General features: G+C 63.1%; 25 protein-coding genes and 1 pseudogene. 19 read left to right on the forward strand and 7 right to left on the reverse strand.

What is annotated here, in order from left to right; translation table 11 throughout:
- Positions 1 to 176 precede the first annotated feature (176 nt).
- From cobA to FHT69_RS05250, 6 genes are all read left to right on the forward strand, one after another.
- Positions 177 to 1016: a uroporphyrinogen-III C-methyltransferase gene (gene cobA, locus FHT69_RS05225; protein WP_028756567.1), complete on the forward strand. Its 840-nt coding sequence runs from the start codon at positions 177 to 179 to the stop codon at positions 1014 to 1016.
- A complete protein-coding gene (locus tag FHT69_RS05230; RefSeq protein WP_028756568.1) occupies positions 1013 to 2320 on the forward strand; it encodes a cobyrinate a,c-diamide synthase in 1308 nt (435 codons plus the stop codon). The genes cobA and FHT69_RS05230 overlap by 4 nt, the downstream gene beginning before the upstream one ends.
- On the forward strand, positions 2317 to 3339 hold the full coding sequence (gene cobD / locus FHT69_RS05235) for a threonine-phosphate decarboxylase CobD (protein WP_183905040.1): 1023 nt from the start codon (positions 2317 to 2319) through the stop codon (positions 3337 to 3339). Before FHT69_RS05230 ends, cobD begins: the two co-directional genes overlap by 4 nt.
- Positions 3336 to 4316, forward strand: coding sequence for an adenosylcobinamide-phosphate synthase CbiB (gene cbiB, locus FHT69_RS05240; RefSeq protein ID WP_097594281.1), 981 nt, complete (start codon positions 3336 to 3338; stop codon positions 4314 to 4316). Before cobD ends, cbiB begins: the two co-directional genes overlap by 4 nt.
- 81 nt (positions 4317 to 4397) lie before the next feature.
- The gene (locus FHT69_RS05245) at positions 4398 to 4598 is read left to right on the forward strand and encodes a hypothetical protein (RefSeq protein ID WP_028756576.1); all 201 of its coding nucleotides are present in this window, start codon (positions 4398 to 4400) and stop codon (positions 4596 to 4598) included.
- A gap of 149 nt (positions 4599 to 4747) precedes the next feature.
- The gene (locus tag FHT69_RS05250; RefSeq protein WP_028756575.1) at positions 4748 to 5176 is read left to right on the forward strand and encodes a L,D-transpeptidase; all 429 of its coding nucleotides are present in this window, start codon (positions 4748 to 4750) and stop codon (positions 5174 to 5176) included.
- Positions 5177 to 5216: 40 nt separating this feature from the next.
- On the opposite strand, the gene FHT69_RS05255 is transcribed toward FHT69_RS05250, so the two are convergent.
- Entirely contained in the window at positions 5217 to 5939 is a 723-nt protein-coding gene (locus FHT69_RS05255; protein WP_028756574.1) for a Crp/Fnr family transcriptional regulator, read from the reverse strand.
- Between the two features lie 419 nt (positions 5940 to 6358).
- Between FHT69_RS05255 and FHT69_RS05260 the strand changes: the two genes are divergently transcribed.
- The 7 genes from FHT69_RS05260 (at position 6359) to FHT69_RS05290 (ending at position 12817) form a co-directional block, all read left to right on the forward strand.
- Entirely contained in the window at positions 6359 to 6637 is a 279-nt protein-coding gene (locus FHT69_RS05260; RefSeq protein WP_003540486.1) for an acyl carrier protein, read from the forward strand.
- Positions 6638 to 6849: 212 nt separating this feature from the next.
- Positions 6850 to 7332 carry a 3-hydroxyacyl-ACP dehydratase FabZ family protein gene (locus FHT69_RS05265; protein WP_183905041.1) on the forward strand — a complete coding sequence of 161 codons (483 nt, stop codon included), beginning with the start codon at positions 6850 to 6852 and terminating at the stop codon, positions 7330 to 7332.
- Positions 7329 to 8534 carry a beta-ketoacyl-ACP synthase gene (locus FHT69_RS05270; protein WP_028756573.1) on the forward strand — a complete coding sequence of 402 codons (1206 nt, stop codon included), beginning with the start codon at positions 7329 to 7331 and terminating at the stop codon, positions 8532 to 8534. Before FHT69_RS05265 ends, FHT69_RS05270 begins: the two co-directional genes overlap by 4 nt.
- A gap of 11 nt (positions 8535 to 8545) precedes the next feature.
- Positions 8546 to 9832, forward strand: a complete 1287-nt coding sequence (locus FHT69_RS05275; protein WP_063475073.1) for a beta-ketoacyl-ACP synthase — start codon at positions 8546 to 8548, stop codon at positions 9830 to 9832.
- 54 nt (positions 9833 to 9886) lie between these two features.
- Positions 9887 to 10915, forward strand: coding sequence for a zinc-binding dehydrogenase (locus FHT69_RS05280; protein WP_063475072.1), 1029 nt, complete (start codon positions 9887 to 9889; stop codon positions 10913 to 10915).
- A 4-nt stretch (positions 10916 to 10919) separates the two neighbouring features.
- Entirely contained in the window at positions 10920 to 11855 is a 936-nt protein-coding gene (locus FHT69_RS05285; RefSeq protein WP_097594284.1) for a lipid A biosynthesis lauroyl acyltransferase, read from the forward strand.
- A 245-nt stretch (positions 11856 to 12100) separates the two neighbouring features.
- On the forward strand, positions 12101 to 12817 hold the full coding sequence (locus FHT69_RS05290) for a PAS domain-containing protein (protein WP_183905042.1): 717 nt from the start codon (positions 12101 to 12103) through the stop codon (positions 12815 to 12817).
- A 45-nt stretch (positions 12818 to 12862) separates the two neighbouring features.
- Here the strand turns inward: FHT69_RS05290 and FHT69_RS05295 are convergent, their stop codons facing one another.
- The 3 genes from FHT69_RS05295 to FHT69_RS05305 form a co-directional block, all read right to left on the reverse strand.
- On the reverse strand, positions 12863 to 13222 hold the full coding sequence (locus tag FHT69_RS05295) for a VOC family protein (RefSeq protein WP_004669769.1): 360 nt from the start codon (positions 13220 to 13222) through the stop codon (positions 12863 to 12865).
- Complete coding sequence (locus tag FHT69_RS05300; RefSeq protein ID WP_097594287.1) at positions 13223 to 13621, reverse strand: polyketide cyclase; 399 nt, start codon at positions 13619 to 13621, stop codon at positions 13223 to 13225.
- 70 nt (positions 13622 to 13691) lie between these two features.
- Complete coding sequence (locus FHT69_RS05305; RefSeq protein ID WP_183905043.1) at positions 13692 to 14483, reverse strand: helix-turn-helix domain-containing protein; 792 nt, start codon at positions 14481 to 14483, stop codon at positions 13692 to 13694.
- Between the two features lie 210 nt (positions 14484 to 14693).
- On the opposite strand from FHT69_RS05305, the gene gndA reads away from it, so the two are divergent.
- The 5 genes from gndA (at position 14694) to FHT69_RS05330 (ending at position 18858) form a co-directional block, all read left to right on the forward strand.
- A complete protein-coding gene (gene gndA / locus FHT69_RS05310) occupies positions 14694 to 16145 on the forward strand; it encodes an NADP-dependent phosphogluconate dehydrogenase (protein ID WP_179874656.1) in 1452 nt (483 codons plus the stop codon).
- Positions 16146 to 16298: 153 nt separating this feature from the next.
- Complete coding sequence (locus FHT69_RS05315; protein ID WP_183905044.1) at positions 16299 to 17000, forward strand: carbon-nitrogen hydrolase family protein; 702 nt, start codon at positions 16299 to 16301, stop codon at positions 16998 to 17000.
- A 12-nt stretch (positions 17001 to 17012) separates the two neighbouring features.
- Positions 17013 to 17507 carry a GNAT family N-acetyltransferase gene (locus FHT69_RS05320; RefSeq protein WP_097594290.1) on the forward strand — a complete coding sequence of 165 codons (495 nt, stop codon included), beginning with the start codon at positions 17013 to 17015 and terminating at the stop codon, positions 17505 to 17507.
- A 36-nt stretch (positions 17508 to 17543) separates the two neighbouring features.
- On the forward strand, positions 17544 to 18068 hold the full coding sequence (locus FHT69_RS05325; protein WP_281414270.1) for a GNAT family N-acetyltransferase: 525 nt from the start codon (positions 17544 to 17546) through the stop codon (positions 18066 to 18068).
- A gap of 100 nt (positions 18069 to 18168) precedes the next feature.
- Positions 18169 to 18858, forward strand: coding sequence for a class I SAM-dependent methyltransferase (locus FHT69_RS05330; RefSeq protein WP_409527524.1), 690 nt, complete (start codon positions 18169 to 18171; stop codon positions 18856 to 18858).
- Here FHT69_RS05330 and FHT69_RS05335 read toward each other — a convergent pair.
- The 3 genes and pseudogenes from FHT69_RS05335 to FHT69_RS05345 form a co-directional block, all read right to left on the reverse strand.
- A complete protein-coding gene (locus tag FHT69_RS05335) occupies positions 18830 to 19363 on the reverse strand; it encodes an AAA family ATPase (protein WP_183905046.1) in 534 nt (177 codons plus the stop codon). The genes FHT69_RS05330 and FHT69_RS05335 overlap by 29 nt on opposite strands.
- 28 nt (positions 19364 to 19391) lie before the next feature.
- The gene (locus FHT69_RS05340; protein WP_047610249.1) at positions 19392 to 20468 is read right to left on the reverse strand and encodes a D-alanine--D-alanine ligase family protein; all 1077 of its coding nucleotides are present in this window, start codon (positions 20466 to 20468) and stop codon (positions 19392 to 19394) included.
- 33 nt (positions 20469 to 20501) lie between these two features.
- Positions 20502 to 21117 (reverse strand): annotated as a pseudogene (locus FHT69_RS05345) (C39 family peptidase).
- Positions 21118 to 21294: 177 nt separating this feature from the next.
- On the opposite strand from FHT69_RS05345, the gene FHT69_RS05350 reads away from it, so the two are divergent.
- On the forward strand, positions 21295 to 22185 hold the full coding sequence (locus FHT69_RS05350; protein ID WP_097594292.1) for a LysR family transcriptional regulator: 891 nt from the start codon (positions 21295 to 21297) through the stop codon (positions 22183 to 22185).
- Positions 22186 to 22263 lie beyond the last annotated feature (78 nt).

The following is a 22263-nucleotide window of genomic DNA, read 5'->3' on the forward strand; positions in this document are numbered from 1 at the left end:
GGCTGCGCCGCGGCTGGCCTTCTTGATGATATTATAATCTATTCATATTGTTGAGCGGGTTTGTTGTGAAATCGAATCCGCCTCTTTGCGAAGTGAGTCATAGCAATCTCAGCAACTTCCAGTGAGGTGACGGGCGCGGCGTTGACCTTGCCCTTTGCGGGGCCTAGATCAACATGATGATCGATGCCGCATTCTCCCATCTTCCGGCGCTGGAGCCGGGCAGCGTCTGGCTCGTCGGCGCCGGTCCCGGCGATCCCGGGCTTTTGACGCTGCTTGCCGCCAAGGGGCTTTTCGAGGCCGACGTCATCGTGCACGACGCGCTGGTGAACGAGGAATGCCTGGCACTGGCGCGGCCGGAAACGCTGGTGGAATATGCCGGCAAACGCGGCGGCAAGCCTTCGGCGAAACAGCGCGACATTTCGCTGCGGCTGGTGGATCTGGCGCGCGCCGGCAAGCGCGTGCTGCGGCTGAAGGGCGGCGATCCCTTCGTCTTCGGCCGCGGCGGCGAGGAGGCATTGACGCTGGTCGAGCACAATATTCCCTTCCGCATCGTGCCCGGCGTCACCGCCGGTATCGGCGGGCTTGCCTATGCCGGCATTCCGGTGACACATCGCGATATCAACCATGCCGTGACCTTCCTCACCGGCCATGATTCCTCCGGTATCGTGCCTGACAGGATCGACTGGGAGGCGATCGGCCGGGGCTCGCCCGTCATCGTCATGTATATGGCGATGAAGCATATAGCCGAGATCAGCGCCAATCTCATCGCCGCCGGCCGGCTGCCGTCGGAACCCGTCGCCTTCGTCTGTAATGCCGCCACCGGCCGGCAGCAGGTGCTGGAAACGACGCTCGGAGAGGCGACCGAGGCCGTTGCCGCCTCCGGGCTGGAGCCGCCGGCGGTGGTCGTCGTCGGCGAGGTGGTGCGGCTCAGAGCCTCGCTCGATTGGCTCGGCGCGCTCGGCGGACGGCGCCTGCAACCCGATCCGTTCCGCCGGTCCGGCAAGGTGCAGGCATGAGCGGCCTCCTGATCGCAGCCCCTTCCTCCGGCGCCGGCAAGACGACGGTGACGCTCGGGCTGCTCAGAGCGCTTCGCCGCCGCGGCATCGCGGTCGCGCCGGGCAAGGCAGGTCCTGACTATATCGACCCCGCCTTCCATGCGGCGGCAAGCGGCACGCTCTGCCTGAATTTCGATCCCTGGGCGATGCGCCCTGAACTGATCTCGGCCAATGCGGCCCTGCATCGCTCCGGCGACCGCATCCTCGTCATCGAGGCAATGATGGGGCTTTTCGACGGAGCGGCCGACGGAAAGGGCACGGCGGCCGATCTTGCCGCCCAGCTCGGTCTTTCGGTGGTGCTCGTCGTCGATGCCTCGCGCATGTCGCAGTCGGTGGCGCCGCTGGTCGCCGGTTTTGCCGGTTTCCGCGCCGATGTCCGCGTTGCCGGCGTCATCCTCAACAAGGTCGGCAGCGAACGGCACGAGGCGATGCTGCGCCAGGCGCTTGAGGCTATCCGCATGCCCGTCATCGCCGTGATCGGCAGCGACAAGGCGCTTTCGCTGCCGGAGCGCCATCTCGGCCTCGTCCAGGCCGGCGAACATGCGAGCCTCGAAGATTTCATCGATCACGCGGCGGATGCGGTCTCCGAGGAATGCAATTTTGAATTCCTGCTGCGCATCGCCAGGCAGGGGCTCAACCGGCCGTCGGCCGCCAATATCGAGCGGCTGATGCCGCTGGGCGCCCGTATCGCGGTGGCACGCGATGTCGCCTTTGCCTTTTCTTATGAGCACATGCTGCTCGGCTGGCGGCGCCGGGGTGCTGCGATCTCCTTCTTCTCGCCGCTTGCCGACGAGGCGCCGGCTGGCGATGCCGATGCGATTTATCTGCCGGGCGGTTATCCCGAGCTGCATGCCGGGCGGCTGGCCGCGGCGCAGAATTTTCGCGCCGGCATGCTCGATGCGGCGGCACGAGACATCAGGATCTACGGCGAGTGCGGCGGCTACATGGTGCTCGGCGACGGGCTGATTGACGCGGAAGGGCGCCGCCACGAAATGCTCGGCCTGCTGCCCGTCGTCACCAGCTATGCCAAGCGGCAACGCCATCTCGGCTATCGCCGCGTCATGCCGCTCGACGGCGCCTTTTTCGCGCGGACGATGACGGCGCATGAATTCCACTATTCCACCGTCGTCTCCGAGGGCGAGGGGAATCGGCTGTTTGCAACGCAGGATGCCCTCGGAACCGATCTGGGTGCTGCCGGCCTCCGGCGCGACCAGGTGGCGGGCTCCTACATGCATCTGATCGATCTGGCCGGAGCTGCCGCATGAGCGCACCGATCACCCATGGCGGCGGCATCACCGCCGTTGCCGCCACCTTCGGCGGCAGGCCGGAAGACTGGCTCGATCTTTCCACCGGCATCAATCCATGCCCTGTCGCCTTGCCCGACATTCCGGCAAGGGCCTGGCATCGGCTGCCGGACCGGCATCTCGTCGATGAGGCAAGGCGCGCGGCGCGCGATCATTATGGCAGCGGCGAGATCCTGCCGCTGCCGGTGCCCGGCACGCAATCGGTGATCCAGTTGCTGCCGCGCCTCATCGCGGCGGGTAAGCCGGTTGGCGCCATGGACGACACGGTTGCCGTGGTATCGCCGACCTATGGGGAATATGCGCGCGCCTTCGCTTCGGCCGGCTTTGCCGTCGACGCGGTCGATAATGTTGCCGCAATCGGGATCGAGCATCGGCTCGCGGTTGTGGTCAATCCGAACAATCCGGATGGGCGCATATGGTCGACGGAAACGCTGGTCGCACTGCACGACAGGATGAAAGCGGCAAATGGGCTGCTCGTCGTCGATGAGGCTTTCGGGGATACCGATCCGGCGCTGAGCCTGGCGGCTCGCGTGCAAGAACTTTCCAACCTCATCATCTTCCGCTCTTTTGGCAAGTTCTTCGGACTTGCCGGCCTGCGGCTCGGCTTTGCGATTGCGCGTAGCGATATTCTCGCGCGCTTCGAGGATTGGCTCGGCCCCTGGGCGGTTTCCGGCCCGGCGCTTTCGATTGCAGCGTCGCTGCTGCGCTCGGATGTTACTTCGATCCGTAGCCGTATCGATGAACGTTGCGCCGGTCTGCATGCGGCGCTGATGGGAGCGGGATTACGGACGGCGGGGGGAACGGCGCTGTTTACCCTTGTCGCCGATGCGAGAGCCGGCGACATTTACACGCATCTCTGCCGCCATCATATTCTCGTCCGCAAGTTCGATTATGCGCCGGAGTGGCTGCGTTTCGGGCTGACGCCCGATGGGGCGGCGGACAGGCGGCTTATCGAAGCCCTTCAGAGATTTGAGCGATGACGATCGACGAAAACCTTCTCGTGCTGCTTCTGGCGCTGCTGCTCGACCGGATCCTCGGCGATCCGCAATGGCTGTGGTCGCGGGTGCCGCATCCCGTCGCCATCTTCGGCGCGGTGATTTCCTATGCCGACCAGCAGCTCAACCCATCAAGCCTGACAGGCTCGCAACGCCGGATGAACGGCGTCGCCGCCATCCTGGCGCTGCTTCTTCTGGCAGTGGCCGCAGGCTTGGTGTTCGACCGGTTCTTCGCGCTGTTCGGCCTTGCCGGCATCCTGCTGGAGACCGGGCTGGTGGCGATCTTCCTGGCGCAGAAGAGCCTTGCCGATCACGTCGCGGCCGTCGCTATTGCGCTGCGCGACGAAGGGCTTGCCGGTGGACGGGCCGCCGTTTCCCGCATCGTCGGGCGCGATCCCGAGACTTTGGACGAGCCGGCCGTCTGCCGCGCGGCGATCGAAAGCCTTGCCGAGAATTTCTCCGATGGCGTGGTGGCGCCGGCGCTCTGGTATGCCGTCTTCGGCCTGCCGGGACTGCTTGCCTACAAGATGCTGAACACGGCGGATTCGATGATCGGCCACAGGTCGGAAAAATACATCGATTTCGGCTGGGCGGCCGCCCGGCTCGACGATGTCGCCAACTGGCCGGCCGCCCGCCTCTCGATCCTGCTGATCGCCGCCGGCGCCTGGATCAGGCGCGGCACCAGTGCCAGCCGAGAAGCGGTTCGGGTGGCGATGCGCGACGGCGGCCTGCACCGCTCGCCGAATTCCGGCCGGCCGGAAGCGGCAATGGCAGGTGCGCTCAATGTCCAACTCGCCGGCCCTCGGGTCTATGGCGGCGTCATCGTGGCCGAGCCGATGATCAACAATCCCGGGCGCGATATGGCCACTGCGGCCGATGTCGAGGACGGCGTTTCGGTGTTCTATGCCAGCTGCATGGTGCTGACGGGTATCATCTTCGGGCTGTTCTTGTGTTTTCTCTAGGGTAGATCACGCCCGGTGGACATGGCCGCCGCAAAGGTTTATTCGAACCGCCTCATATTTTATCAGACCGGAAGCAGAGCGATGACAGTTCAGGTTGAGTTACCGTGCCCGAAGTGCAAGAGCACGAAGATGAAGTTCGAACGTCCCGAGATCCGGGAGACCGACATCATCACCTGTGCGGCCTGTGGGCATAATCTCGGCACAATGGCCTCGATCCGCGAGAAGATGAACAAGGCCTACCAACAGCTCAAGCAGCCTTCGGCGGCGCGCAAGCTCCAGTGAAGCAGAGGCCGGTGTCTTACTCCGGTAACTCCCGCCTTGGCTCGTTAGAGTTGTGATTACCATTCGGATTAAAGCAATATAATAAGTATTGCCGTAGTCTCTCTTCCGTGAGGGCGCAATGAAGTTGCGCGGGCCGAAGAGGGGTTATCATGAAGACGATTTTGGCGGCTGCGGCCGCAAGTTTATTGCTGCAGTTTTCTCCGGTTGCCGCTCAGGCCGCAACGCTGGTCGCCAATATCAGCATCGGCAAGCAGACGATGACCGTTACCGAGAACGGCTTCGTCAAATATCGCTGGAAGGTTTCGACCGCGCGCAACGGCTATGTCACGCCGACCGGTTCGTGGAGCGCCAAATGGCTGTCGCGCGATCACCGCTCCAGGAAATACGACAATGCGCCGATGCCCTTCGCCGTGTTTTTCAACGGCGGTTACGCCGTTCACGCCACCTTCGACCTGAAGCGGCTGGGCCGGCCGGCCTCGCATGGTTGCGTTCGCTTACATCCGGACAATGCTGCCCAGTTCTTCTCGCTGGCACGACAGGCCGGCCTTGCCAATACCCGTGTCATAATCACGCGCTGATCCCGGACCGGAAAGCCGAATGCGGCATTTGATCCCTTTTTTACGCGCTGGTCATGCTCTGCAGCTCATCCATATCGGGGACGACGATATGTCGAAAGTTCTCGATGTGAATGACGCCCCGCTTGCGCAGCTTGGTCATCTGGCGGCTGACGGTTTCGATCGTCATCCCGAGGAAATCGGCGATCTCGGCGCGCGATAGCGGCAGATCGAAGGCGGTGCTCGTGGCGGTCTGCGGTTCGGCATGTGTGGCGATAAGGTAAAGCAGGCTTGCGACTTTCTCGCCTGCGGTGCGCCGGCCGAGCGTCAGCATCCACTCGCGCGCGGCATCGAGCTCCTTCAGCGCCTGATCGTGCAAGCTGCGCTGCAGCTCTGGTGTCTCGGATATCATGCGGTCGAGCAGGTTACGGGGAAAGACGCAGATTTCGGCGTCGGTCGCAGCCTCAGCCGATAGCGTGCTTTCACGCACGAAAGGTCTGCCGACAAAATCGGGGGCGAATTGCAGCCCGACGATCTGCTGGCGCCCGTCCTGCATCACCTTGCAGAGCTTCACCACCCCGCGCATGATGTTCGAATAGAAAGAGCTTTCCGCCCCTTGGGCGATGATTTCGCAGCCGGCCTCGATCTTGCGGCGCAGAGAGTGGCGGTTGAGCTCTCTCAATTGACCACTCGACAGGGCGCCGCAGACGACGCCGTGCCGCGCCTGGCAGGAAGCGCAAGCGACAGGAGTGCTGGTCTCGAAAAGCTCACTGCGTGCAACATCCATGTCCTGATCCCTTTTGAAATCTTCGTATGGCCGGCAGGATTGGCGCGTCCGGCATGGCCCATGCCCGCGCATGCCCCCAGCGCGCCTTGAGGATTATCAATTTCGCCGGGATCGCTGTTTGATTTAGATCAAAGCATCCCCGCCCGCCGGTTTTGCCGGAAGTTGCGTTTGCCGCGATGCGAGGGCCGTTCGCGGGTTTGATTCGGACGGCTTTTTCGCCTTCCGGCTGGGCGGGCTTTCGGGTGCGGCATCGCCGCGCGCCTCGGCGCCCGTCCCGGGGACGGCAAAGACCGGCATTCCATTGCTGTTTAGGCAACACCCAACCGGCAAATTGCCGCAACGCCGGGACGAAAGCATTGGCTTTTGAAATGGATTTGCCTATGAGGAGGTTTAAATCGTCATTTCATGAGGTACAGCGCGTGACCGCTACATTCGATAAAGTTGCCGACATTATTGCAGAAACCAGCGAGATCGACCGCGCGACGATCACGCCGGAGAGCCATACGATCGACGACCTCGGTATCGACAGCCTCGATTTCCTCGACATCGTCTTTGCGATCGACAAGGAATTCGGCATCAAGATTCCGCTCGAAAAGTGGACGCAGGAAGTCAACGAAGGCAAGGTTTCCACCGAAGAATATTTCGTGCTGAAGAACCTCTGCGCCAAGATCGACGAGCTCAAAGCAGCCAAGGCCTGAGCGACATAAAAGTCTTTTTTGAACGCCCTGCCGCCGTGAATATGGCGGCCGGGCGGTTTCGTTCCTAACTAGTGCATGTCGCCCAAAAGCGTGCAGCGGTTTTGGGGCGACGACGTGCACAAAACAAAGACCTAAAGTGCGACCAGCTTCTATGCGACGCGCTTCAGGCGTCACCGGCGGGCGGATCTGGCCTGTCGGGCCGGAGGATCCGAATGCTGCTGGAATATTTCCAGATGATTGACCGCGTCGAAGCGGTGGACCTGAAGAAGGGCACGCTTAAGGCGCGATCCGTCGTGCCGGCCAAGAGCCCCGTTTTCGAAGGCCATTTTCCCGGAATGCCGCTGGTCCCCGGCGTGCTTCTGATCGAGACCATGGCGCAGGCCTCCGGCATGCTGGTGCTTGCCGTCACCGATTTTGCCGCCATGCCTTTCCTGATGACTGTCGACGGCGCCAAGATGCGCACCTTCGTCGAGCCGGAAGCGGTGCTCGACATCGAGGCGGTTCTGGAGCATGACGGTTCGGGTTTTGCGGTCGCCAAGGCTAAAATCACCAGCGCCGGCAAGAAGGTCTGCGATGCGCAGCTGAAGCTTCGCACCATGCCGTTTTCCGAGGTGCCGCTCGGCGATATCGTGAAGAAACGTGCCGGCGAGATCGGGCTTCTCGAAGCGATCGCGGCGCAGGGAGTGATTGGATGAGCAAGGCTGCAAACGACGTCGTCATCACAGGCATCGGCATCGTCACCTGTCAGGGCGTCGGCAAGGATGCGCATATCGCGCTGCTTTCGGCCGGCACTACCCCGAAGGCGATCGTCGAGACCGAGAAGTTCAAGCCCTATCCGGTGCATCCGCTGCCCGAGATCGACTGGTCGCAGCAGATCGCCAAGCGCGGCGACCAGCGCCAGATGGAGAACTGGCAGCGCATCGGCGTTTTCGCTGCCGGCCTTGCGCTCGACGATGCCGGCTTCAAGGATGATATCGAGGCCTGCGGCGCCATGGACATGATCGTGGCGGCCGGCGGCGGCGAGCGTGACATCAATGTCGATACGCTGATCGTCGACGAAGCGCTGAAGCGCAACGACCGTGAGCTGCTGCTCAACGAAAAGCTGACGACGGAGCTCCGGCCGACGCTGTTCCTTGCCCAGCTTTCCAACCTGCTCGCCGGCAATATCTCGATCGTGCACAAGGTCACCGGCTCCTCGCGCACCTTCATGGGCGAGGAAGCGGCCGGCATATCAGCCGTCGAGACCGCCTTCTACCGCATCAAGTCAGGCGAATCCTCGCATGCGCTGGTTGGCGGCGCCTTCGCGGCCGAACGGCCCGATATGATCCTGCTCACCGAAGCGATCGGCGCGCATGCGCGCGGCGACTGGGTGCCGCTCTGGTCGCGGAGACCCAGCGACGGCGGCGGCATGATCACCGGTTCGGCCGGCGCCTTCCTGGTGCTCGAATCGCGCAAGCATGCCGAAGCCCGCGGTGCCCATATCTACGCCGTCATCGACGCGGTCGAGGGTGACCGCGGCAACCGCAATGCCGGCAATCTCGAGGTCCGGCTGGAGCGGCTCCTGGCACCGGCCGTCGGACTTGCCGCCGAGAGCACGGCGGTCTTTTCCGGCTCGACCGGTATGCACGATCTTGCCGCCCGTGAACGGGCGGTGCTCGAACATCATTTGCCCGACGTTGCGATCCGCGGCTTCGGCGGCGTCACCGGCCATACGATCGAGACGCAGTTCACGCTGGGGCTGGCGCTTGCAGCCCTTGCCGTCGATGGCAAGGCCAAGGTTCCGCCCTTCGATGCCGCTCATGAGGCGCCGATGCGGGCAGGCGCCACCGCCGCCGTCGTAACCACGGTCGGACATCAGCGCGGCGAAGGTGTTGCCGTTCTTTCCGCAGATGCGTGAGGAGTAAGGACATGACAGCTTCCGCTTACAGGGATCATCTCGGCCGTCCGATCGTGGCGGTGACCGGCATGGGCATCATCACCTCGCTTGGTCAGGGCCTCAGCGACAACTGGGCAGCGCTCTCGTCTGGCACGTCGGGTATCCACGAGATCAACCGTTTCCCGACCGAGGGCCTGTCGACGCGGATCGCCGGCACTGTCGATTTCATCGGCATCCCAGTGCCGAATGCTGTCGAGCGCTCCTATGCCTTTGCCCGCGAAACGACGATCGAGGCGCTTGCTAATGCCGGCCTTTCCGGCGATTTCAACGGCCCGCTGTTCCTCGCCGCCCCGCCGATCGAGCCGGAATGGAGCGCGCGTTTCGAGCTTGCCGACCGTTCGCCGGCCTCCGACCATCCGGGCGATGCCTATGAGCGCTTCCTGACGGCGCTGCGCCAGCGCCCGGACCCGGCCTTCCACGAGGCGGCACTGTTCGGCGCGATTTCCGAACGCCTTGCAGACCGGTTCGGCACGCGCGGCCTTCCCGTGACGCTGTCGACCGCATGCGCTTCCGGCGTCACCGCCATCCAACTCGGCATCGAAGCGATCCGCCAGGGCCGCACGACGCGGGCGCTGACGGTTGCGACCGACGGATCGCTGAGCGCCGAAGCGCTGATCCGCTTCTCGCTGCTGTCTGCCCTTTCGACGCAGAACGATCCGCCGACCAAGGCCTCCAAGCCATTCAGCAAGGATCGCGACGGCTTCGTCATCGCCGAAGGTGCCGCGACGCTGGTGCTGGAATCGCTGGAAGCGGCGGTCGCCCGCGGCGCCAAGGTGCTCGGTATCATGAAGGGCGCCGGCGACAAGGCCGACAGCTTTCATCGCACCCGGTCGTCGCCGGATGGCGGCCCGGCAATCGCGACGATCCGCGCGGCGCTTGCCGATGCCGGCATCGACGAGAGCGACATCGGCTACATCAATGCCCACGGCACCTCGACGCCGGAGAACGACAAGATGGAATATGGGGCGATGTCGGCCGTCTTCGGCGAGCGGCTCGTCGGCATCCCGGTCTCGTCGAACAAGTCGATGATCGGCCATACGCTGACGGCAGCGGGTGCCGTCGAGGCGGTGTTCTCGTTGCAGACGATGCTGACCGGGACGCTGCCGCCGACGATCAACTACACCAACCCCGATCCGTCGATCGTTCTCGATGTCGTGCCGAACAAGAAGCGGGAAGCCCAGGTTTCAGCCGTGCTTTCCAACTCCTTCGGCTTCGGCGGGCAGAATGCCAGCCTTGTCATGGCGCTCGAACCGGCTTAAGCGGTTCCCGACAAATTTTGAGAGAGATGACGCCTTCAGGCGAGGGATTTTGCCATGCGCGCTTTGCAACTGATCGACGACCGCAAGCTTGAGATCACCGATCTGCCGGAACCGGACGCACCTGGCGCCGGAGAGGTGACGTTGCGGGTCAAGGCGGTGGCGCTCAATCACATCGACGTCTGGGGCTGGCGCGGCATGGCCTTCGCCAAGCGCAAGATGCCGCTGGTCATCGGTGCGGAAGCTTCGGGCGTCGTGGAATCGATCGGGCCGGGCGTCGCCAACGTGCTGCCGGGCCAGCTCGTCTCGATCTACGGCGCGCGCACCTGCGGTCTCTGCCGCCCCTGCCGCGAGGGCCGCGACAATCTCTGCGAACATGTCTCGGGCGTGCACGGCTTCCATCTCGACGGCTTTGCGCAGGAGAAGGTCAACCTGCCGGCGCGCCTGCTGGTGCCGGCTCCTCCCGGTGTCGATGCGATCGGTGCAGCACTTGCGCCCGTGACCTTCGGCACGGTCGAGCACATGCTGTTCGACAATGCCAAGCTCGAGCCGGGCGAGACGATTCTCGTCCATGCCGGCGGTTCCGGCATCGGCACGGCGGCGATCCAGCTTGCCAAGAAGATCGGCTGCACCGTCATCACCACGGTCGGTTCCGACGACAAGATCGAGAAGGCCAAGGCGCTCGGCGCCGATCACGTTATCAACTATCGCACCGACCGCTTCGAGGGCGTGGTGCGCAAGCTCACCAAGAAGAAGGGCGTCGACGTCGTCTTCGAACATGTCGGCAAGGACACCTGGGCGGGCTCGATGCTCTGCATGAAGCGCGGCGGGCGGCTCGTCACCTGCGGCTCGACCTCGGGTGTTTCCACAGAGATGAACCTGATGATGCTGTTCCAGCAGCAGCTGAAGCTTCTCGGCTCCTTCGGCTGCCGCATGGAGAACATGGCGGATGCGATGCAGAAGATGGGCCGCGGGCTCGTGCATCCCGTCATCGACACCGAAGTCAGCTTCAGCGATATCGACCGGGCGCTGGAGCGGATGGAATCGCGCCAGATCTTCGGCAAGATCATCCTGAAGATGGATTGACCGCGTGAAGCTCTTCATCACCCGGATCGTGCTGGCGCTCAGAAATTTCCAGCAATGGCTGGTGGCGCAGGTGATGTTCGGCTTCCTGAATTTCCTGAAGCTGTTTCCGGCCGATGGCGCGATCCGCTTCGCCGACAGGATGATGCGTCGCCTCGGCCGGCGCACCCGCCGCCACCGGCTGATGCTGACCAATCTGCGCAACGCCTTCCCCGAGAAGAGCGAGGCCGAGATCGAGGAGATCGCGCTCGACAGCTGGGGCAATATGGGCCGGCTGGCGGCTGAATACGTCTTCCTCGACCAACTGTTCGACTACGATCCCGAAAAGTCGGAGCCGGGCAGGGTAGAGGTGTCTGGCGTCCCGATCTTCCTCGACCTGCGCGACAATCCACGCCCCTTCATCGTCTTTACCGGCCATACCGCCAACTTTGAACTGCTGCCGGTAGCAGGGGCCGCCTTCGGGCTCACCGTGACCGTGCTTTTTCGGCCGCCGAACAATCCCTATGTCGCCAAGAAGGTGTTCGACTTCAGGAGTGCGCGCATGGGCAAGCTGGTGCCTTCGCATGCCGGTTCCTCCTTTGCGCTCGCCCGCCAGCTGGAAGCAGGCCAGGGGGTCGGCGTGCTCGTCGACCAGAAATTCCGTAAGGGGCTGAAAGGCACCTTCTTCGGGCGCGAGGTCAAGACCAATCCGCTGCTGCCGAAGCTGGTGCGCCAGTTCGACTGCGAGGTCTATCCGGCGCGCTGCATCCGGCTGCCGGGAAATCGCTACCGGCTGGAGATCGAACCGCGGCTGGACATGCCGCGCGACGCCAAGGGCAATCTCGACCTGCCGGCAGCCGCCCAGCTGCTCAACGACAAGGTGGAAAGCTGGGTACGGGAATACCCGGAACAGTGGCTCTGGTATCACGACCGCTGGCAGATCAAGCAGACGCTCGCGCCTTAAGACAGATTGATTTTAGGTGAGCCGGTCTAAAAAACGCTCACACTTTCGGCATCATGCTGCAAAAAGGTCCACCCTCAATTATCAGCGGTGAAAAGCGGCAGGTGCCCTCGGATTGAAACTGAGGGCACTTCATGTTACCCGTCACCACCAAGACGCGAATAAAGTCTACTGCAGGGCGCATTTGGGGAAGATGCAGCCTTAGCCGGTTTCGGACTCGTTCTTGGGACAATGGGAGTTGGAGCGTCTTGCTGGAGCTTTTTCGGGCCTTTTCCTTGCGTTGCGTTCAAATCGAGGAAGCCATCCGCTTGGGCGACGATCAGCGCGTCACGGCGCTCGACCGCCATGTCGAGCCGCTTGTTGAAGCGATTCTCGCCCACAAGGCGGTGAACCTGCTCGAAGTCTACATGCAACTGCAGTTTGTGACTCATCTGATCGGCCAGGACGCCGACGACAGCGCCAGTGTCACCGAGCACACGACGGTGCTTTCCTACCTGCTCGACCGTTATTTCGGGGCGCATGGGCCGGACTGGCGCACGCCTTCGCCGCGGGATGTGCGCATCGAACCGCCGGCGGCCTATGTGCCGGATACCGACAACGGCCAGTTCCTCAATGCCGCGATCTTGGATAGCCTGCCGGACCGCGTGGCTGTCCTGACGAGGGATTATCGCTACCTCTATTCCAATCCGGCCAACAGCGCCCATCTCGATAGAAAGCCGATGGAACTCATTGGCCGCCACCTTTCCGAATTCATCGGTGAGGAGCGGTTTGCCGAATGCGCCAAGCACAAGCTCGACGCCTGTTTTGCCGGGGACCAGATCGACTATACCTATGAGCGCCCGGCCGGCAGTGTCGGATCGCGGCAGGTGCGCTGTCGCATGTCACCGCTGCGCGATGCCGGCGGCACGGTCATCGGTGCGCTGATCGTCATGGAAGATCACGATCGGCGGCGGCAGGCTGCCTGACCCCGGCCGGCTGATTCAGGCGCGCCCTGGCCAATCAAGTTACCGTCAGGCAGTCGCCCAGACGGCGAGTTCGTAACCGTCGCGGTCGAGGAAGTGGAAGCGGCGGCCGCCGGGAAAATCGGTGATCGGGCGGCAGATCGTGCCGCCGGCCCTTTCCACTGAGGTCAGCACTTCTTCCAGGTCATTGGCATAGACGACAACAAGCGGGCCGCCCGGCCGCACGGGGCCGAAATCGGTGAAGCCGCCCTTCAGCCGGCCATCGTCGAACTCGCAGTAGTTCGGGCCGTAATCGGTGAAACGCCAGCCGAAGGCCGAGCCGTAAAAGGCTTTGGCGGCGGCGATGTCGGCGACGTTGAATTCGACATAATCGATGCGGCGGTCGTGGTTCTCTGACTTATCGGCCATCTATCTCTCCATCAGGGCTTTCAGCATGGCGAGATCCTTCTCGACATGGGCGGCATCGGCGGAAAACTGCGCGTCGGTCATGCCGGGCAGGCGCAGCACCGTGAACATGACCTCGCAGCCATCGCCGTTCGGCACGATGCGCAGGGCATTATAAACCCTGAGGCCGGATTCAATCGTCACCGTATGGTCGATCACGCCGAATTCATTGGCAGGTACGAAGCTCACCTTGACGGTGCCGAGAGGACCGTGGGCGATCCAGTCGGCGCCGTCGGGCTCGAAGCCGGTCGCAAGGCCGGAGGCCCAGAGCGGCATGTTCTCCGGCTTACCGGCAAAGTCGTAGACGTCGCGCCAGTCGCGCTCGATCGACTGGTGAATGATTTTCGCTGGCATTGTCGACATGGCTTGCAGGTCCTTGGCATTTGGTTTCGGCAGAATAACAAACCGGCCGGCAGCGTCTTGAACAAAACGGTCAGTCAGCTCTTTTGCGCATGCTGAGCTGGTCGACAATGACGGCGGGCGTCAGAGTCGAGAGCTCGCCGACCTCGCGCGTCATGTGGGGCTGGTCGGCAAAGCCCGCTTCGAGCGCCAGGCGGGCAAGCGGGATCGTGCCCGACCTGCGGCAGAGGTCAAGGAAACGCTGGAACCGGCGGATCCGTTCCAGCGTTTTTGCGCCGTAGCCGAAATGATGGTGGCAACGGCCGCGCAGCTGCCTTTCGCTCATGCCGAGCCGGTCGAGCAGGCCGGATACCGGGCGAGCACCGTCGGCGGCGGCGAAGATCACGGCGGCGTCCCGGGCGGGCTCTTCCTCATGGCGCGTGGCCTCTTCGAGCAGGCGGCTGAAGAGCGCCATAGCGGCCGAGGGATTGGGACAATCCCCAAGCCGCGCCTCGAATTCGGCCGTGTCCTCCCGGCCAATGTCACTCAGGGGTAGCGAGCAGCCGACCAGGGCCGAGAGCGGTGTCCTCAGCCAGGGTGCCGCTGCGCCCGGTGCAAAACGTGCGCCGATGACGGTTGCGCCCGGCCGGATGATGGGAAAGGCTGCCGTCCTGTCGGGGCCGGCGACGATCAGCCGGCCGTCGATCCAGAGAAGGTCGCAATAGCCGTCCGGCACGATTGCCACCATTGCCGGCGGTCCGTCATCCAGCGCATGCGACCAGAGGCGGCTGAAATGGCGCCGCAGCGCCGGCGGCGAGGCATGTTCGCGGTAGCGGCCGGCGCGGGCCGCCAGGAGAGCCGTATCTTTTCGTCTTCCCGATGCCAATGCGATATCTCCCGAGGCAATGATGATAACATGAGATAGGGCATTACGGGCAGGCCGCGCGAAAACTCGTCGCTTGCCGATCGGCCGGCCGCCGTCTGGGGTTGTCGGACAAGTCAGCAGTGCAAGCTTCATTTCATTGGCTTTTGCGAACCGATTAGACCCTTGCGAGACTTGCCGTTTGGTTGAGACAGTGCCACAACACCGGTCCAAATGACACATCGGAGGTTTGTCGTGGAAAAGGCAGAAATCGGACTGATCGGCCTTGCGGTCATGGGCTCCAACCTGGCGCTCAACATCGCGGAGAAAGGCAATAAAATCGCGGTCTTCAACCGCACGCCGGAGAAAACCGACGAATTCTACGAGAGCGCCGGCGATCTGAAGAAGCAGATCATTCCCTGCAAGACCATCGAAGAATTCGTCGAGGCGATCCGGCCGCCGCGCCCGATCATCATCATGATCAAGGCGGGTGATGCCGTCGACCAGCAGATGGAAGCGCTGCGCCCGCATCTTTCCAAGGGCGACATCATGATCGATGCCGGCAACGCCAATTTCCGCGACACCGTCGCCCGCTTCGACCGCCTCAAGGATACCGATCTCACCTTCATCGGCATGGGTGTATCCGGCGGTGAAGAAGGTGCGCGTCACGGCCCGTCGATCATGGTCGGCGGCACCGAGGAATCCTGGAAGCGTGTCGAGAAGGTGCTGACCTCGATCGCCGCCCGCTACAATGACGAGCCCTGCGTCGCCTGGCTCGGCAATGACGGTGCGGGCCATTTCGTCAAGACCATCCATAACGGCATCGAATATGCCGACATGCAGATGATCGCCGAAATCTACGGCATCCTGCGCGACGGTCTCGGCAAGAGCGCCTCTGATATCTCCGGCATCTTCGGCGAATGGAACAAGGGCCGGCTGAACTCCTACCTGATCGAGATCTCCGAGAAGGTGCTTGCCGCCACCGATCCCGTCTCCGGCGGACCGATGGTCGACATGATCCTCGACAAGGCCGGCCAGAAGGGCACCGGCAAATGGTCGGCGATCGAGGCGCAGAACATGGGAATTCCGGCAACGGCGATCGAAGCGGCAGTCGCTGCCCGCAGCCTCTCTTCGATGAAGTCGCAGCGCGAAGCCGCCGAAAAGATCTTCGGCACCCAGGCCGTGTCCTTCCCGATCGCCTACGGCCCCGAGCTCAACAAGGATCTGGAACTGGCGCTCTTTGCCGCCAAGATCGGCGCCTATGCGCAGGGCTTCGCGGTGATGGCGGAAGCCTCGCGCGAGTTCAACTGGTCGCTGCCGATGCCGACGATCGCCCGTATTTGGCGCGCCGGCTGCATCATCCGCTCGCAGTTCCTCGACGAGATCACCTCGGCCTTCACCAAGGCGCCGGATGCCGCCAACCTCATCGTCACGCCGGCCTTCTCGGACATGGTCAAGGAATCGATCCCGGCGCTGCGTCGCGTCGTCGCCGCCGCCATTTCGGCCGGGCTGCCGGTGCCGGCGCTGACCTCGGCACTCACCTATTTCGATGCTTACCGCCAGGGCAGGGGAACGGCGAACCTCATCCAGGCCCAGCGCGACTTCTTCGGCGCCCACGGTTTCGACCGCCTCGACGGCAAGGATTTCCACCACGGCCCCTGGGGCAGCGGTGCGTCGACCTTCTAAGGTCTGCCGAGAAGAGTTCGAGGAAAAGCCCGGCCGTCGCGCCGGGCTTTTTTGTGATTGCCGCCCCGTGCTACCACCGGCAATCCGCTGTCTTGGCGCACCCGCACAAGCCTGACCGGGTAGGCTGCAAGACGTCCAAACGCGGAGATCAAGGTGAAGAGCATTCGGATAGCTGCCGCGCAGACGCCGGAATTTCGGGAGAATCTCGAGGCGGCACTGGATTATGCCTGCGGGGTCGCCGCTCGTGCCGAGGCTGAGGGTGTTGCCCTGCTGGTCTTTCCCGAAGGTTTTTTGCAGGGCTACCTGACCGATGAGGCATCGGCGCGGCGGGTTGCCCTCGATCTCGCGTCGCCCGAGTTTGCAGCGGTCCTGGATCGGCTGCCGAAGTCGGGACCGGTGCTAGTCACAGGGCTGATCGAGATCGATGACGAGCGATTGTTCAACACTGCCGTCGTCGTCGAGCGCGGCGTTCTCCTCGGCCGCTACCGGAAAACCCATTTGCTGCAGGGCGAACGGGCTTTCGAGGCTGGAAAGGACAGTCCGCTCTTTGTGATCGGAGACCTGCGCTTCGGGATAAACATCTGCTGCGACACCAATTTTCCGGAAGCAGCCGGAACGATCGCCGCGTCCGGCGCATCCCTGATCCTATGCCAGGTTCGCGGTGAAAGATGCCGTGAAACCGGCCTGTGGCTGATCTCGTCCGACGTGACGGGCGAGCGCGACGGGCGCATCGCCTGGGGGCCGACGGCGGTGCTGAACCCGGAAGGGCAGGTCGTAGCGCAGCTGCCGCTGGAGGAGCCCGGGTTGCTGGTCTTCGACTTTCCTTGCATAGAACCTTTGAGCTATCGCGATTGAGGATTGATAGAGATGCTTATCCGAGACGAAACGCCGGAGGATTTCGACGCGATCCATGATCTGACCTGGACCGCCTTCAAGCCGATGCCTTACAGCGACGGGACAGAAGCGGAGATTGTCCGAAGACTTCGCGAAAGCGGCGATCTAACGATATCGCTGGTCGCTGAAGAGGACGGTGATATCCTGGGGCATGTCGCATTTTCGCCGGTGACGATCGACGGCGCGCATGATGGCTGGTTCGGGTTGGGACCGATATCGGTCAAGCCGGAGAGACAGCGGCAGGGTATCGGCAAGGCGCTGATTACCAAGGGGCTCGAACTGCTGAACGCGATGGGTGCCAGCGGATGCGCGTTGATCGGCAATCCCGACATCTATGGCCGTGTCGGTTTCAGCAGCGATGGGCAACTGAAATATCTCGACCTCGATACGCGGCTCGTGCAGCGAATTGTTTTTCGCGAATCCCCGCCAAGCGGTACGTTGCAATTCGCCCCGGCATTTGAAGGCTAGAATAGTCCGTTCAACGGCCAAAACTCCAAAGCCAATCTGACAAAGAAAGCGACGTCCGAAACGGACGCGCTGACCATTCGAACCGAGCGTCTTAGGCTCCGCATGCCCGAGATCGACGATTTCGCCGCCTATGCGCAGCTGATGGCGTCGCCGCGATCGGTCGGAATGGGCGGGCCGTTCGGTCTGCGAGCGGCCTGGGGGATGTTCTGTCACGACGTCGCCCTGTGGCAGCTTTTCGGGCATGGAGCGCTGATGATCGAGCTTGGCGAAACCGGCGAATGCGTCGGTCAGGTGGGGATCAATCACGGACCGCTCTTTCCCGAGAAGGAACTCGGCTGGTTCGTCTATGAGGAATATGAGGGCAAGGGCTATGCCACCGAAGCAGCCTCGGCGCTGCGCGACTGGGCCTTTGCGGCACTCAAGCTACTGTCGCTCGTCAGTTATATCGCTCCCGGCAATGCTGCTTCCGCTGCCGTTGCGGAGCGGCTGGGCGCGCGCCTCGATCTCACAGCACCCCGAGATGACCCTAAGGATCTGGTCTATCGTCACTTGGCGCCCTGAACGGAGAACATTGAGGCGCACTGCGACTGGTTGCCGACGTCTCAGTCCCTACATGTCGATCAGTTAGGATGTCGGGCTCCGCAAGAGATGGGGATATCGGATGACAAGCGCGAAACGGGAACACTGGGACGAGGTCTACCGCACGAAATCTGCCGACAGTGTCAGCTGGTATCAGTCGACGCCCGGGCCTTCCTTGCAGGCGCTTGACGAGCTGCAACTGCCGGTCACGGCCTCGCTGATCGATGTGGGCGGTGGCGCATCAAATCTTGTCGACCGTCTTATTGAGCGCGGCTGGTCTGATCTCACCGTTCTCGACATCGCCGCCCCGGCGCTCGAAGTCGCCAAGGTGCGGCTGCAGGATAAAGCCGCCCGGATCGCCTGGGTGGTTGCCGACGTTACGGCATGGCAACCCGACCGCCATTACGCTGTGTGGCATGACCGCGCCGTCTTTCACTTCCTGAGCGAGCCCGAGCAGCGGCTGGCCTATCGACGCGCGCTCGAAACCGGGACGGCGCCGGACAGTATCGTGATCATAGCGACCTTTGCGCCGGACGGGCCCGAACGATGCAGCGGCCTGCCGGTCCAGCGTTACGACGCGGAAGCGCTTGCGACCGAATTCTCGTCCGCGTTTGCGCTTCAGCGCGAGTGGCGCGAGGAGCACGCAACACCCGCTGGTGGCCGGCAGTCGTTCCAGTGGTGCGTCTTTCGCAGGCGCTCAGGGCTCTCCGAGAAGGCGGCCGAGAGACACCCGACGACCTCTTCTACTGCTGCGAGAGGCAGTCAAGGATGAAATCCGCTCGGTGGGCGACCGCGATTTTCGGCAGTATGACGACCGCATAGCCGAGTGCCGGATAGATCGCGGCAAGCCGGTCATATTCGGCGACCGCCTCATGGAAGCTGTGGCGCCGCTCGGGGTCGGTCGTGTAAATTTCCGGCCATGGCGGCGTCAGAAAAACCGAGTCGTGGTAGCGGTGTACGGCACTCAATTTTTCCAGGACCGGGTCTCCGGTCAGATGCTGAAGCGCTGCCGCCGCATCGAGCAGCCCACGGTCGAAAAACGTCCAGCCGGCCTGCTCCTGCGCCGCCGTGTGGTCGGCGATCGCCATTGCGATGGCGCGGTGGGCGAAGGCCACCATGTCGACCCATGGCAGGGCCGCACCGCCGCCTTCTAGCTCCTGCTTCACGATCCGCCGGCCGGGCTCTTCGACGACGGCATGGCCGCGAGCGGCAAGTTTCGCAAGCAGCGTCGATTTTCCGCCGCCGGAACAGCCCGAAATCAGGACCGACCTGTTCACGCTCAAGCTCCAGTCTCAAATTGCTGTATCAGGCGGCCCGGCCGGCGCGCGCCAGTCCATGATCCACCAGCCGGTCGATGATCTCGGCATAGCCGACGCCGCTTGCCGCCATCGCCTTGGAATACATGCTGATATCGGTGAAGCCGGGGATGGTGTTGATTTCATTGACGAGGAACCGCATGTCATCAATCAGGAAGAAGTCGACGCGGGCCATGCCGTCGCAGCCGACGGCCCGGAAGGCGCGGGCAGCCACGTCGCGCATGGCGGCCTCGACCTCTTGCGGCAGCTCGGCCGGAACTTTCAGCGCCGCGCCCTTCTCGTCGATATATTTGGCATCATAACTGTAGAAGCCGTGGCTTTCCGCCGGCACGATCTCTCCCGGCCGTGAGACGAAGAGTTCTCCTGCCGTATCCTCGAGCACGCTGAATTCGATCTCGCGGCCGCGCACGAATTCTTCGGCAAGCAGCGTACGATCATGACGGAAGCCTTCGGCAAGGGCGGGCGCGAATTCCTGGCTGGCATGGACCTTGGCGACGCCGACCGACGATCCTTGCCGCGCCGGCTTGATGAAGAGCGGCAGGCCGAGCTCGCCTTCGAGGGCTGCCAGCGACGGTGCAGCGCCCTCATGGATCGTCACCGCGCGCGCCACCGGCAGGCCCGCGGCCCTCAGCAGACGTTTGGCGATGTCCTTGTCGAGCGCCGCGGCGGAGCCGAGGATGCCGCAGCCGACAAGCGGAACGCGGGCCACCTCCGCTACGCCCTGGACTGAGCCGTCTTCGCCATGCGGGCCGTGCAGCACCGGAAACAGGATATCGATCCTTGCCAACTCATGCGGCGCGCCATGGGCCGGCATTGCCAGCATCCGGCCCCGTCCGCCCGGCACGAGGCAGATTTCCGTTCCTGACGAAGGTGTCGCCAGCGTGTCGCCCTCAAAACTGCTCAGCAGCCATTGTCCATCGCGGGTGATGAAGATCGGCACGGCGTCGTATTTCTCGGGCTTGAGCGCCCCCATGACATTGGTTGCCGACAGCACGGAAACCTCATGCTCGGCCGAGCGGCCGCCGAAGAGCACGGCAATGCGCAGCCTGTTTGGGGAAGGGGTCATCAAACCTCCGAAACGATCTGGTGTTGAAAAGGGTCAGGCACTGACCGAGATGCCACGATTGGCGAAGAAGTGGTCGAAGATGGGGAGCGGCAAGGTGACATCGGCCTGGCTTGCCGCGTCGTGGCCGGACGGGTTGTGGAATCGGATCGTCTCCTCGCTGGCTGCCGTCACCAGCACCAGATGCCCGCCCTTCGACGGTGGCTCGCGTTCCGGCCAGCGGATGCCCGAGTTCACCGATGCGATGAAAAAGCGCCGCTTCGACAGAAGCTCCGGAAGGGCCGATGTCTCGACGCCGGTCACCGTCTCCGCGCCAAGCCCGAAGTGTTCGGCGACGAATCGAACGAAGGGCGCGTAGATCAGCCCCTTGATCGAGGCATCGATCTCGTCGACGACATAACCGCCGTGGCGAGTGCAGACGCGAGCAAGCTCGAGGGTCGGGTGGATCTCGCCGCGCGCGGCAAGAATCATCTTCAGGCAGGCCATGCCGCAGACATTGACTGCCCAGCGCGCATATTCCTCGATCGTCGCGGCCCCCGATTGATGCCAGAGCGGGTCGCCGAGCAGGGCCTGTGGTCCCTCGGCAAGCACCGGCAGCGTCATGCCGGGGTGTTTCCCATTGGCTGAAATAGGGCACGCCACTCTCCTGCATCCGGTCGATATCCCCCGTGATTCGTCTCATGAGATGGCTGGCAATCTTGGCTTTTTTTTTGCCGATGCCCGCCTCCGAATCCGAGGGTAGGGTGCGTTTTTCTGCAGGTCTACTTAATTAAAATAAGTATATAGATTAGAAAATATGGCTGATTGATACGATTGAAGGGAGCCGGATTTGGATTTTTTCCGATTGCGCACGCTTCGCGAGCTCTCACGCCGTGAGACGATGGCCGCGGTTGCCGATGTGCTCGGCATTTCGTCCTCGGCCGTTTCCCAGCAGATCGCCCAGTTGGAGGATGAAGTCGGCATTGCGCTGGTCGAGCGGCGTGGGCGAGGGGTGACGCTGACACCGGCCGGCCGGCGGCTGGTTGTGCATGCCGACCGGATATTCGCCGTTGTCGAGGAGGCCAGGACCGATATTGCCGAGCTGCAGAATATCGTCGCGGGGGATCTCAGGATCGCCGCTCAACCCTCGGCGGCGTCCTCCTTCATTCCGGCTGCGATGCGCCAACTGGCAAACGATCACCCGCATCTTGGCATGGTCATGACGACGACGGGACCTGCCGATGGGGTTGCAGCACTCAGATCCTGGCAGGCCGATATCGTCGTTGCCGACGACATATCCTTCGATCCCCATACCTTGCAAGGCCCGTTCGATACGCTGTTCCTGTGCCACGATCAGCTCTTCGTGCTGCTGCCCGCCGGCCACAGGCTGGAGAGCGAGCCCGTCATCGAACTCGGACAGTTGAGGGATGAACATTGGGCGCTCGACGTCGCCTCCAGCGCCTATTCCATGGCCATCCGCCAGGCCTGCCGCGATATCGGTTTCGAGCCTGTCATCAACGGCTTCAGCGACAGTTTCGAAGTGGTCTTCGCGCTTGTCGAGGCCGGCTGTTCGATTTCGGTGATGCCTGGACTGGCGCTTCGGGATTTCGGTGGATCGCTGGTCGTGAAGCCACTGTCGCCAGCCGTCTACCGCGGCATCCATGCGATTACACGGCGCGGCGAGGGGCGCAATCCGAAGATTGCGGCGGTGCTCGATGCGTTGGTGACGGCCGTCGCGTGACGCCGCGTCGCGGGGTGTCTTTCGAAGCGCCGGCCTTTGGCTTGCGCGTACAAGGATGCCGAGTGTCGGAGGATGCCG

Source organism: Rhizobium sp. BK008, assembly GCF_014197345.1.
Classification (GTDB): domain Bacteria; phylum Pseudomonadota; class Alphaproteobacteria; order Rhizobiales; family Rhizobiaceae; genus Rhizobium; species Rhizobium anhuiense.